Source organism: Acinetobacter sp. UBA5984 (assembly GCF_002429925.1).
Lineage (GTDB): Bacteria > Pseudomonadota > Gammaproteobacteria > Pseudomonadales > Moraxellaceae > Acinetobacter > Acinetobacter variabilis.
Genome location: NZ_DJBE01000005.1, coordinates 66,949 through 79,251, shown reverse-complemented (window position 1 = coordinate 79,251; position 12,303 = coordinate 66,949). Strand labels below are relative to the sequence as shown.

The 12,303-nt window shown below is 44.0% G+C and carries 10 protein-coding genes and 1 tRNA gene; 8 read left to right on the top strand and 3 right to left on the bottom strand.

Annotated elements, in window-relative coordinates; translation table 11 throughout:
- Positions 1-12: 12 nt before the first annotated feature.
- The 5 genes from B3J29_RS01315 (at position 13) to B3J29_RS01295 (ending at position 8,184) form a co-directional block, all read left to right on the top strand.
- On the top strand, positions 13-381 hold the full coding sequence (locus B3J29_RS01315; RefSeq protein WP_004784985.1) for a response regulator: 369 nt from the start codon (positions 13-15) through the stop codon (positions 379-381).
- A 5-nt stretch (positions 382-386) separates the two neighbouring features.
- Positions 387-923, top strand: a complete 537-nt coding sequence (locus tag B3J29_RS01310) for a chemotaxis protein CheW (RefSeq protein WP_004784984.1) — start codon at positions 387-389, stop codon at positions 921-923.
- A gap of 46 nt (positions 924-969) precedes the next feature.
- Positions 970-3,039, top strand: coding sequence for a methyl-accepting chemotaxis protein (locus B3J29_RS01305; RefSeq protein ID WP_175968037.1), 2,070 nt, complete (start codon positions 970-972; stop codon positions 3,037-3,039).
- A gap of 168 nt (positions 3,040-3,207) precedes the next feature.
- Entirely contained in the window at positions 3,208-7,725 is a 4,518-nt protein-coding gene (locus B3J29_RS01300) for an Hpt domain-containing protein (protein ID WP_175968035.1), read from the top strand.
- Positions 7,726-8,184, top strand: coding sequence for a hypothetical protein (locus tag B3J29_RS01295; protein ID WP_175968033.1), 459 nt, complete (start codon positions 7,726-7,728; stop codon positions 8,182-8,184).
- 58 nt (positions 8,185-8,242) lie between these two features.
- On the opposite strand, the gene dapE is transcribed toward B3J29_RS01295, so the two are convergent.
- From dapE to B3J29_RS01280, 3 genes are all read right to left on the bottom strand, one after another.
- A complete protein-coding gene (gene dapE / locus B3J29_RS01290) occupies positions 8,243-9,379 on the bottom strand; it encodes a succinyl-diaminopimelate desuccinylase (protein ID WP_034170117.1) in 1,137 nt (378 codons plus the stop codon).
- Between the two features lie 123 nt (positions 9,380-9,502).
- The gene (locus B3J29_RS01285; protein ID WP_004784975.1) at positions 9,503-9,652 is read right to left on the bottom strand and encodes an entericidin A/B family lipoprotein; all 150 of its coding nucleotides are present in this window, start codon (positions 9,650-9,652) and stop codon (positions 9,503-9,505) included.
- Positions 9,653-9,767: 115 nt separating this feature from the next.
- Positions 9,768-10,643 (bottom strand): DUF1853 family protein, encoded by an 876-nt coding sequence (locus B3J29_RS01280; protein WP_175968031.1) that lies wholly within the window; start codon positions 10,641-10,643, stop codon positions 9,768-9,770.
- An 88-nt stretch (positions 10,644-10,731) separates the two neighbouring features.
- Here B3J29_RS01280 and B3J29_RS01275 point away from each other — a divergent pair, with 88 nt between their 5' ends.
- From B3J29_RS01275 to B3J29_RS01265, 3 genes are all read left to right on the top strand, one after another.
- On the top strand, positions 10,732-11,166 hold the full coding sequence (locus tag B3J29_RS01275) for a YbaN family protein (RefSeq protein ID WP_175968029.1): 435 nt from the start codon (positions 10,732-10,734) through the stop codon (positions 11,164-11,166).
- Positions 11,166-11,678, top strand: coding sequence for a cell wall-recycling L,D-carboxypeptidase ElsL (elsL, locus tag B3J29_RS01270; protein ID WP_175968028.1), 513 nt, complete (start codon positions 11,166-11,168; stop codon positions 11,676-11,678). Before B3J29_RS01275 ends, elsL begins: the two co-directional genes overlap by 1 nt.
- A gap of 500 nt (positions 11,679-12,178) precedes the next feature.
- Positions 12,179-12,254: transfer RNA gene (locus B3J29_RS01265), tRNA-Val, on the top strand.
- Positions 12,255-12,303: the final 49 nt, after the last annotated feature.

Below are 12,303 nucleotides of genomic sequence, written 5' to 3'. Positions count from 1 at the left end.
AGGGGAATTGGCATGGCGCGTATCTTAATCGTAGATGACTCACCGACAGAAACATTCCGTTTTAGAGAGATTCTTTCTAAACATGGCTTTGAGGTGATTGAAGCATCCAATGGTGCAGATGGGGTAACCATGGCTCAGGCTGAGTTGCCAGATCTGGTATTGATGGATGTGGTCATGCCAGGCGTGAATGGCTTCCAGGCAACACGTCAAATCGCACGTGGTGCAACCACCAAGCATATTCCGATTGTAATTGTAAGTACCAAAGATCAGGCCACTGACCGCGTTTGGGGTAAACGTCAGGGTGCCGCAGATTATCTTACAAAACCGGTAGATGAAAAACAGTTGATTGAAGTGATTAAGCACCACCTCAACGCAGGATAAGCTCTATGGCAGCAAATGGATTTATCGAATTGCTTCGCATTGCGAAACGGGGAAATAAAAACTACGTTTCTAATGAAAATGAAGTCAACCGATGGTCAGGCATTGCTTTTGAGATGATGGGGCAATATTTTGTTGCCCCGCTGGGGGAAGTATCCGAAGTGATCTATCCTCCAAAATATACGCTAGTTCCTAATACTCAATCATGGGTGTTAGGATTGGCCAATATTCGGGGAAGGTTATTATCAGTTTCTGATTTGACTCAATATGTATCAGGACAGAGTAGCCAGTTTTCACCGACTCAAAAAGTATTATGTATTCACCATAATGACCAATATGTCGGTTTGGTCGTTGATCAAGTTTTGGGTATACAACATTTTAATAAGAAAAGTTTTTTTTCTAAAACTACTGAATTGGATAATAACTTACAAGAATACTGTCAGGGATTTTTCCACCAGCATAACCAGCAATGGCATGTGTTCTTATTCAGTCGTCTGTTGCAAAATCCAAAATTTATGAACGCATCTATAAAATTTATAAATTAAACGTCGCGCACGAAAGTAATAAAGACGTAAATCGGGGAGAGGCTGCATGGGCTTTAAACTTAAAAAGAAAAATACAGGTGAAGGTAGCCGCAAAAGTGGCAATACTTTTTTATCCAAGATTCAATCACAAACAGACCAGTTGTCACGTGTATTTGGTGATAGTGAAAAGTCTAAACCGTTTATTTATGGCGCAGCCGGCTGTCTGTTAGCGGCAACCATCACTTTATTGTATCTTTTCTACAGTGTGCCACGTGCTAACCAGCTGACACAAAGTCTGGGTGATTTACGTCTGCTTTCACAAACCATTTCTCGTCAGGCGACTGAAGCAACGGCTTCTGGTACACCTGAAGCGATGAAAGAACTGACAGATTCTCAAAAAGCTTTTGCGGAAAACCTTGAGATTGTAAAAAATATTCATTCCAATAATGAGGCACTGCAAGCAGTAGATAAACAGTGGACAGAAGTGTCTTCTAGTATTGACCTGATTGCATCGCAACAAAAAATCATTAACCAGTTATATGACACCAACATCGCAATTGGTGAAGCCATACCGGGGATTCAGGCTGAATATAACTTGATGGTCGACCAGATGGCGCGTCAAGACATGCCGTCTAACCAGGTGGTCATTGCGAAAAACCAGGTATTCATTGCGGAACGTATTTTACGTTCGATCAGCTTGGTATTGACTGGTAACGACGGTTCACGTGAATCAGCGGACGACTTCAGTGCCGATACCGAAACTTTCGGTTCATACTTAAATGCACAGTTAAACGGTTCTGCTGAACTGGGTGTACAACGTATTACTGATCCAAACCTGCGCGAGTCTCTGGAAGGCATCAAAGCGGAATATGATGATGTACTTCAATCAGCATCTGCGACAATCCTGAAAAACTCTGCGCAAATCGTAAAAGTACGTCAGGCATCTGCGTCAATTTTCTCGCAATCGGATGCCCTGCTAGATAACCTAAACAAACTGTCTGGTAACTCTGGTCTGAAAACAATCGTTCCAGCGGTACTGTTAATTCTGTTATTGATCGGCTTCCTACTGTGTGTATTCCGCCTGTTAACCCTACGTGGTGCATCGGACAAACAGCGTGTAACCCGTCTTCAAGAAGAATATGACCGTAACCAGAATGCGATTTTACGTTTACTAGACGAGATTGCCGACCTTGCGGATGGTGACTTACGTTCATATGCAACAGTATCGGAAGACTTTACCGGTGCGATCGCCGACTCGATTAACTTCGCGATCGACCAGTTACGTGACTTGGTATCTCGTATTACCGAAACTTCTCAGGAAGTTGCGCAATATACAGCGACAACTCAAAGCATTACCAACCAGTTAGCTGAAGCATCTGAACACCAGGCACAAGAGATTGCGGGTGCATCTGCTGCGATTAACGAAATGGCAATGTCCATTGACCAGGTATCTGCCAACGCGGAAGAATCTGCAGTCGTTGCGGAACGTTCAGTACAAATTGCTGCAAATGGTGCAGACGTTGTACACCGTTCTATTGAAGGTATGGATACGATTCGTGAACAGATTCAGGAAACCTCTAAACGTATTAAACGTCTGGGTGAATCTTCACAAGAAATTGGTAACATCGTAGCCCTGATTAACGATATTGCCGACCAAACCAACATCCTGGCTTTGAACGCAGCGATTCAGGCGTCGATGGCGGGTGAAGCTGGTCGTGGTTTCGCCGTGGTAGCGGATGAGGTCCAGCGTCTTGCGGAACGTTCTGCATCTGCAACCAAACAGATTGAAGGCCTGGTAAAAACCATTCAAACGGATACCAACGAAGCCGTAATTTCAATGGAACAAACCACAGCCGAAGTTGTACGTGGTGCGAACCTGTCTAAAGATGCCGGTGTGGCACTGGATGAGATTCAAACGGTATCGAATAACCTGGCAAAACTGATTGCGAACATTTCCGATGCTGCGAAACTTCAGTCTGCATCTGCGGGTCATATTGCGACCACGATGAATGTCGTACAGGAAATTACTTCACAAACTACGAGTGCAACCTTCGATACAGCACGTTCGGTATCTGAATTGGCGAACATGGCCGATGCATTACGTGAATCTGTATCTGACTTTAAACTACCAGAATAAAGTCAGAAAGTATGAGGGGAGTGTGCCTTAACCTAGGTTGAGGCACATTCAGAAATACAGATAAAGCCTCGACAAGATGGACTTGACTACATAAGGTTAGGTCTCGCGTGACGGTCACAATTAAGTTTGAGCGCCCTTCTTGGCGGCACAACGTAAGAAGCATTAGCTATGAAAGAAATATTAAAAAATTTAGTTGAAACGACAACGCTTCCTGAAGACAGTTATCTTGATCAAGATGCAGAAATTCTTGAAATTTTTGTCGAGGAAATCGAAGAGATTTTCGTTGAGTTAAATGCTTTATTTCCAGAATGGTTGAGTGATTCGGCTCATCAGGAAAACCTGAAAACCATTCGCCGCCATTTTCATACCCTGAAAGGTTCAGGCCGTATGGTGGGGGCTAAATCTGCGGGTGAAATTGCTTGGGCAGTGGAAGATACCTTAAATCGGGTACTTTCAGGTTCAATCCAGTTAACGCCTACGATTCAACAGTATGCCAAAGCTGTACTGAATATTTACCAGTTCACTTTATATCCAAAATTCAAACAGGTGCAGGAACTCGATGTTGACCTGCGTCCAGTCGTGCTTTTAGGTCAGCAATTACAACAACAAATGACACCTGAGCCGGCTTTAGAAGAACTCTTGCAACTGGCAGACAGTCTGACTGCCGAAGGCCAGATCACAGGTCTTGAGCTAGGTGATTCGGCTGAAGATCAAGATATAATTGCAGCAATAGAAATAAGCACAACAGAATTTGAGCTTGAAAAAGCCGAAACTGAAGATGCTGCAAGCAGTGATGTAGAAGAAACCGTAGCAATCTTTATCGAGGAAGCCGAAGAGCATCTCGAAACGATTGCCAAGTTCCTGCATAGCGAAAATGAAAAAGTGCAGGATTATAATGCATTGATTCGTGCTATTCATACTTTGCGCGGCAGTTCGTCCATGGCACAGATCGAAGAAATCTTCGAGGCTAGCTCTAAAGTAGAACATCTGTTTAAAACACTGCTTCAGGATGAAATTGCATCCACTTCAAAAGAAACTGCTGTATTAATTCAGTATGCTGAATTTGTCAGCGACTATCTGCATTTGTTACGTCAGGGTGATAGCAGCAAACTGGCAGCAGTGTATGCGAATTTTGAGCGTGTCTGGAATGATTATGGCTTCGCAGCCACTGAAGCGGAAACAGTTGAAACCCAAGGTCTGGTAACCAAGCTGGTTGAACTGGAGATTGACCTGTTACTGGATGCCGAGTTTGAATTCGATAAACGCGCTAAAGTCGATTATCCAGAATATATTCAGGCTTTAAGCGAGCAGGCTGCCGAGCTGCTTGCACATACAGATAACCGTGCCGCACTGGGTATTCATGAGTTTACGACAGATTTAAAATCTGCCTATGATGCCTTACTAGAAAAACCGGTACTGCTGAACAGCGATTATGCCTATGAGCTGTTTGCCCAGGCACATCAGGAATTCATTCATTTATTCGATACCCTGGCAGCAGGCCAGCGTGTCATTTTAAATGATGATACGCAAAAAACCTTGAGTGAACTTGCTGCATTCGTACAGCAGGATCTGGAAATCTTTGCCGAAGACAATGTCCCTGCTGAGCAAGTATCAGAAGAAATTTCTATTCCTGAAGCTGCAACCACAGCCAGCATTGACTTTGCTGCTTTAAGTCAGCGTATTGCCTCTGACCGCCAGTACATCGACAGCGCAGAAACTCAGCGTGATTTCGATGAGGATCTACTGAATATCTTCCTGGAAGAAGCGGATGAATTACTGGTAGGTATTGATGAAGATCTGAATACCTGGAGTAAAAAGCAGGATGATACGACTTCACTTAACAATCTGATGCGTCATTTGCACACCTTGAAGGGCGGTGCAAACATGATTACCGCTTCTCATATCGGTTCGATTTCGCACGAACTGGAAAGTATTTATGAGCGAATCATCCGTCAGCAGATTGCAGTAACGCCTGCTCTGATTCAAATCATTCGTCTGGTGCAAGATAACGTTTCTGACCGTATCCAGTCGATCCGTGATGAAGGTATCGATTATCCAGCGGTTGAAGCAATTTCGATTCTGCAAAATATTCAGGCATTGGTGGCTGGTCAAGCTGTTGCGGCTCCGGTAGAAGCATCAATTCCTGTTGTCGAGTTTGAATATGCAGGAGCTACTACTGAATCTGAAGAGACAGCAGATGAAGCACCGGAAGAGATTGCATCAAAAAACACAAGTTCAGATCTAGAACCAACTCTAAACTTAGAAGATAAACAAGTTGAGCTGACTGAAACAGAAACTTTGACTGAGCCCGTTGAGGTTGTAGCAGAAGAACGTTCTGAAGAAGACGAACTGAAGTCGATTGTTGAAGAAACCTTCCTGGAAGAATCAGAAGAGATTCTCGACAATACCGAAAAACTGCTGAACCAATGGTTTGATCAACGTAGTGACCGTAGCTTATTGCTTCAATTACAACGTGCTGCCCACAGTATCAAGGGTGGTGCGCGCATGATTGAAAACGAACAGGTGGCCAGCATTGCGTATGAACTAGAAACCACATTCGAACAGTTTGCGGTATATCACTTTAACTCGAATGCTTATGATGGCTTGCTGCAAAAAACACTGGCCTGGTTAAGACAAGCTATCTTCCAGCGTGACTATAGCAATTTTGAACAGATCCAAAGCAGTCTGAAAAAGATTGCTTATGTGGATGTTACTGCGCAGCTGCCGGAACGTCTGGCTAAAACAGAAACGCTGGTCACTGAAAATAGCTTCGAGTTTGTCGAAGGTGATGGTACTGAGCCACCACGTATGATGGGTGAGTGGGTCGATACCGGTAATACCGATACCAGCCACGAGATGATCCGTATCTCTGCTGATCTGGTTGAGAAGATGATTGACCTGTCAGGTGAGAATGCGATTAACCGTTCGCGTATCGAGATGGACTTAGGCCAACTTGGCAATACCCTGAACGAGATGGAACTGGCAATCAAGCGTCTGGCGGATCAGTTGCGCCGAATGGAAGGCGAGCTGGAATCTCAAATTATTGCCAAACACGGTTCAGACAACTCGCGTTATGCAGACTTTGACCCGCTGGAAATGGACCAATATTCGTCACTGAACCAGTTGTCCAAGTCGCTTGCGGAATCTGCTTCGGACTTGGTTGACTTCAAGAGCACTCTATCTGACAAGATTCGTGAAACTGAAGGTTTGTTATTACAACAATCACGGATTCAGGCCGAGATTCAGGAAAGCCTGATGCGTACCCGTCTGGTACCGTTTGATCGGATGTTGCCACGTTTACAACGTATCGTACGTCAGACGTCTACGACCTTGAACCGTCCGGCCGAACTGATTGTTCAGAATAGTGAAGGTGAATTAGACCGTAATATTCTGGAGCGTCTGGTAACGCCATTCGAGCATATGCTGCGTAATGCGATTGACCATGGTTTGGAAGATACAGCAGATCGTATTGCCTTGAACAAACCAGAAGTCGGTTCAATCCTGTTAAATATCAGCCGTCAGGGTACAGATGTCATCGTCTCATTTAGTGATGATGGTAAAGGTATCGATGCTGAGAAGATTCGTGAGAAAGCACTGAGCCAAGGCCTGATCAAAGAAGATCAGACCCTGGATTCGGAAGAGCTACTGCAATTCATTTTCCATCCAGGCTTCAGTACTGCTAAATCTGTAACCCAGATTTCAGGTCGTGGCGTCGGACTGGATGTAGTACAAAGCGAGATCAAGTCGCTGGGCGGTCACGTATCTGTCAGCTCTGAAGTAGGCAAAGGTACAACCTTCACCATTCGCGTACCGACGACTGTAGCAGTTAGCGATGCCTTGATGGTAAAAGTGGGCGATCAACAATATGCCGTTTCTCTGGCACAAATCGACCGTATTGTACGTATTGCACCATCTACTCTGGAAACTTATTTCAACAGTAAAGATGATTTCTTCAAGATTGATGGCGTTAATTACAAATTGCGTTACCTGTCTGAGTTCGTATCGAATCAGCCAATTCCACGTCTGAATAATGTGGCGCATTCACTGCCAGTATTACTGATTAAAGGCAACAGTGGTCAAACCATTGCCTTGTTAGTCGATCAACTTGTCGGTTCACGTGCACAGATCGTGGTGAAACCAATTGGCCACCAGTTCGCCAATATTGGTGTAGTGACCGGTGCGACGATTCTTGGTGATGGTCAGGTCTGTCTGATTCTAGATGGTCAGAATATTGCCCGTCAGATCCATGGTACGCAGCGTGTCAAACACATGCAGGATCAACGTGATGGTTCACGTTCTGGCAATGCTCGCCGTCTGGTAATGATCGTGGATGACTCGGTGACTGTTCGTAAGGTGACCTCGCGTCTGCTTGAGCGTCAGGGCTATGATATTGTCACCGCCAAAGATGGTGTGGATGCGATTGAACAGCTTGAAAATGTCCGTCCGGATCTGATGTTGCTGGATATTGAAATGCCACGTATGGATGGTTTCGAGGTCACGAACCTGGTCCGTCACCACGATATTCACCGCGACTTGCCAATTATCATGATTACTTCACGTACGGGTGAAAAACACCGTGAACGTGCTTTCAGTCTGGGCGTAACCCACTACATGGGTAAACCGTTCCAGGAAGCTGAATTACTGGCGAATATTCAACAGTTAATTGCTGAAAAACAGGGGTTATAAATGAGTCAGAATACGACTAATGCCAAAATGGCTGATCAGATTAGCCAGCAGGAACTTCAGCATTTAATTACGGTATCTACCGGATTTATTGATGCTTATATCATTGACTGTCACGGCAAAGATCCAATGCTGTTACCACAAAATATTGTCCTGTCTGCACTGGATAGTGATACCCAGGTTAAAGTGGTTGAATGGCATGATGCGCAATTACCGGTTTATGCAGTTAATGATCCAACACGTAAAAGTGGTGTGGCGCTGGTGATTGAAGGAGATGAGGTGCATCAGCGTTTTGCCCTGATGTGCAATGAAATGCCGAAAACCATTCGTCTGCGTATTTCTGAGGTGGTTGATGCCGATCAGCAAGTGACTGACCCAGCAGTATTCCAGTATGTACGTATGGGGGATCAGTTATTTCACATCCCGCAAATGAGCCATATCCAGTCTTCAATTGGTCTATAATTCTTTTGAATGTATAAAAAAAGGAACTCATAAGAGTTCCTTTTTTTACATCTGGTGATTAATTGGCTAACAGGTTCACCAGAATCTGCTCATAAATTTCAGCCAGTGGTTCAAGATCTGCAATATCGACATGCTCATTAATCTGATGGATCGTGGCATTCAGTACACCGAGTTCCAGCACCTGTGCACCGGTAGGCGCAATAAAACGACCATCTGAGGTGCCGCCTGAAGTTGATAATTCAGTTTCAGTACCAGTCACCGTTAAAATGGCATCTTTAGCGGCATTCACCAGCTCACCGACCGGTGTCAGGAATGGCAGGCCAGATAAAGTCCATGAAATCTCATAATCCACACCATGACGATCCAGAATTTCAAGCATACGTGCTTTTAGTTCTTCAGCAGTCACTTCAGTTGAATAACGCCAGTTGCAGAGTAGATTCATGATGCCTGGAACAACGTTGGTTGCACCGGTACCGGCATTGATATTTGAAATCTGGAAAGACGTCGCAGGGAAGTATTCATTGCCATTATCCCAGACTGTTTCGCACAGTTCGGCAATGGCTTTAGACGCTTTATGGATTGGATTCACAGCAAGATGCGGATAAGCCACATGCCCCTGTTTGCCTTTCACAGTTAGATTGGCATTCAATGAACCACGACGGCCATTTTTAACAATATCACCCAGTTTATTGGTGCTCGAAGGTTCACCTACCAGACACCAGGTAATTTTCTCATTACGCGCTTCTAGGGTTTCAATCACTTTTACCGTACCATTGATCGATGGACCTTCTTCATCTGAAGTGATCAAATAGGCAATCGAACCTTTATGATTCGGATATTTTTCGACAAAACGTTCAGTAGCTACGACCATCGCAGCCAAAGCCGTTTTCATGTCGGCGCTACCACGGCCATAAAGCTTACCATCACGAATTTCTGGCGCAAAAGGATCAGAGTTCCAGGCATCCAGGTTGCCGGTTGGCACAACATCGGTATGGCCAGCAAAACAGAAAACAGGGCTTTCAGTACCTTTACGCGCCCAAATATTATCAACATCTTCAAAACGCATTGATTCAATATCGAAACCCACCTTTTTCAAACGTTCTGCCATGATGTTCTGGCAGTCATGATCAATAGGGGTCACAGAAGGCTGACGTAATAATTGCAGGCTTAAATCAAGAGTCGCGGAAGATGTCATATGGTGAATTCATAAGTCGATAAATTTGTCGGCTCTATGATAGGCGAATATGGCCTGTAATGTGAATGTTCCACATAAAAAAACCCTATCTGAGATAGGGTTTGTGGAGAAGCTAGAAAGAGTTTAGTTTTGACGGATTTCTTCAGAAGTTTTTTCTGCAGTGCCTGTTACAGCTTCGCCTGCTTTAGAAACGTCTTTACCCACACCTTTGACAGTGTTACAGCCAGTTAAAACAAAAGCCATTACCAATGAAGCAGCAAGAATTTTTTTCATCATCATCTCCGTATTATCGATAATAAAATTATTATGATGTGGAACTAAGATTAGAAAATATACGACATAAAAAATATGTGGTTTTCATAGTGCTTCGGTTAATAAATGTAATGTTTTAAAAGGGTTTATGCGCAGGAAAGGGGAGTAAAAGCGGGCTGCGATACATATAAAAATCCTCTTGATCAGCCTTTTTATAAAGTCCATTTGTCCACCAATAGGGACTTGAACTGCTGATCTGAGCATTAGGATAAATCCACTCATGGCGCTGCAAACGATAGAAATTAGCCGCTGGGTCGGGAATCTGCTGGCCCCATAAGCCTATGCGACGTTGGGTATTGACCCAGCCAGGCAATGTCTGATCTGCACGATGCACTGGAAGATAAAGCTGGCCTTTTAACATGCAGAAACGCTGCTCAATCTGCTGATCCAGAGCCTCATCAAACTGAAACTGTTTCTGGGTAAAATGCTTCATTTTACGGATTAAAGTATCGGTACGGTTTAGGCCATACCAGTTTGGCAGGCTAAAATCGGCTTCTGCGAGGTAGTATTTCAGCGCCACTTCCCAGTGTTCAGTCTGGCCTGTCTTTGTATTGAGTAACAGAAAATCCAGTTCACCTAGCGTTTTAGCACCGTCAATTTTCTGAATGCTATGGCCTAAAAGTTTATAAGGGTGATAAGCATCATCTAGCAGCCAGAACCAGACCAGCATTTCAAAACGTAGACCCAACCGGGTGCTTTTAAGCTGCTGCACGAATTGCTCCAGCTCTTCTGGATGCTGGTCTAAATATTTCAGACGTGGATGATAATTTTGCAGGTGATGTTGCCAAGTCTCAGAATCATGTAATTCGAAAGCATGGACGACTTTAAGTTCGGCTGGAATTTGAGACAGAAGGTTTGGACTGCCAACAGCAAAGGCCAGTTGCCGCACCAAAGGATGCTGATAATATTGCCATGCTTCTACAAGATTGTGATTTAGACTGGAAAAGGGCATAGCACATCCTGTGAAAAGTGCACAAATACAACGGACAGATTTTAAAAACACTTTATACTACCCCTAATTTTGTGGGTAGGATCGATTTATGAAAATATTGTTTTGGCGAAGCCTGGTCGTACTATTTGTCGTACTGGGTTTTATCGGCGCAATCTTGCCCGGCATGCCAACAACAGTATTTTTAATTCTGGCGGCTTGGGCGGCATCCAAAGGCTGGCCACAGATGGATGCATGGCTGCTAAATCATCCAAAATATGGTCCGACTTTAAGAGCTTGGCGTACCAATGGTACTGTGCCACGCAAGGCCAAATGGCTGGCCAGTATCATGATGTTCATCAGTGGTATTATCATGTTGTTTACGACAGCACCGTTGGCAGTCAAAATCTTTACTGATGTGACCATGCTGATTGTGGCGATCTGGTTATGGCGTCGGCCTGAACCGGTTCAGGACATAATCCATCCAGAACACATGGCCACAAAGAAAGTAGAACTAGAAATCATCAAGACAGAGAAAGAGAAGTAATGAGCCATTTGCAGCTGTATCAGGCAGAAATCCTGATTGATCTCGCCCAACAAAAACTATATTTGCCAAAATATAATAAGCAGTACCTGATTTCTACGGGTAAGAATGGCATTGGTGAAACAGAAAATAGTGGCAAGACGCCTCGTGGCTGGCATAAAGTCGCTGAAAAGTTTGGCCAGCAGGCACCATTAAACAGTGTGTTTATTGCCCGTCAAGCAACTGGTGAAATTTATAATGCAGAACTGGCACAGCAGTTCCCGCAGCGAGACTGGATTCTTAGCCGGATCTTATGGCTAAGTGGGCTTGAAGAAGGCTTCAACCAGGGCGAAGGTTGTGATACTTACCAACGTTATATCTATATTCATGGTACGCCTGATTCTGAGCCGATGGGTATTCCAATGTCCCATGGCTGTATCCGCATGCGGAATACGGATGTGGCCGAGCTGTTTGAACTGGTGAGCGAAGATGCGCTGGTCTATATTTCAGAACAGCCTCTGAATCTGACTGTTTAAATGACCTAAGAAGATTTACGGTTGATTTAAAATTAATTGAAATATCTTTTATTTATAGATGTAAAAGTAAAGAGGGCATAGATCTTCTACTCACTCTACTTTTACAGACAAATAGACTTAGAAACATGATTTATAGCCCGCCAATAAAAGTCATCGATTTGTTTTTACAGGGCTGCAAGCTCTTAAAATAAAGATTACAGGATCACAACGTTGCGGTTAGCTGGGCTTTGTATAATCTTTCAGCAATACTGAAGTCTGTTGCATGTTCAGGTCTCAATTTTCATGAGTAAAACCGTAAAAATCCGGCTTTTAGTTTTAGAGAGTATTCTTAAAAAATCGGTATAGACTTAAAAAATAAACAAAAAGTGTTGTTTTTTTTAACAATCAACCTATTTTTTAATCACTCACACCGAAAAAGCAGAAAACAGTCAGAAAAGCGTTTGACAGTCTGTGAAGATTCTCTATAATGCACCTCATCAAGCGATGAAGTCGATTTGAAAGGGCGCTTAGCTCAGTTGGTAGAGCGTCTGCCTTACAAGCAGAATGTCGGCGGTTCGATCCCGTCAGCGCCCACCAAGCTTCTTTCAAAGTTGAGACACTTATAGTGCAGCGGTAGTTCAGTTGG

What these genes read in the sequence shown, in the direction of transcription:
- B3J29_RS01315 (WP_004784985.1), top strand. Translation starts at nt 13, where the DNA reads ATGGCGCGTATCTTAATCGTAGATGACTCACCGACAGAAACATTCCGT.
- B3J29_RS01310 (WP_004784984.1), top strand. Translation starts at nt 387, where the DNA reads ATGGCAGCAAATGGATTTATCGAATTGCTTCGCATTGCGAAACGGGGA.
- B3J29_RS01305 (WP_175968037.1), top strand. Translation starts at nt 970, where the DNA reads ATGGGCTTTAAACTTAAAAAGAAAAATACAGGTGAAGGTAGCCGCAAA.
- B3J29_RS01300 (WP_175968035.1), top strand. Translation starts at nt 3,208, where the DNA reads ATGAAAGAAATATTAAAAAATTTAGTTGAAACGACAACGCTTCCTGAA.
- B3J29_RS01295 (WP_175968033.1), top strand. Translation starts at nt 7,726, where the DNA reads ATGAGTCAGAATACGACTAATGCCAAAATGGCTGATCAGATTAGCCAG.
- dapE (WP_034170117.1), bottom strand. Translation starts at nt 9,379, where the DNA reads ATGACATCTTCCGCGACTCTTGATTTAAGCCTGCAATTATTACGTCAG.
- B3J29_RS01285 (WP_004784975.1), bottom strand. Translation starts at nt 9,652, where the DNA reads ATGAAAAAAATTCTTGCTGCTTCATTGGTAATGGCTTTTGTTTTAACT.
- B3J29_RS01280 (WP_175968031.1), bottom strand. Translation starts at nt 10,643, where the DNA reads ATGCCCTTTTCCAGTCTAAATCACAATCTTGTAGAAGCATGGCAATAT.
- B3J29_RS01275 (WP_175968029.1), top strand. Translation starts at nt 10,732, where the DNA reads ATGAAAATATTGTTTTGGCGAAGCCTGGTCGTACTATTTGTCGTACTG.
- elsL (WP_175968028.1), top strand. Translation starts at nt 11,166, where the DNA reads ATGAGCCATTTGCAGCTGTATCAGGCAGAAATCCTGATTGATCTCGCC.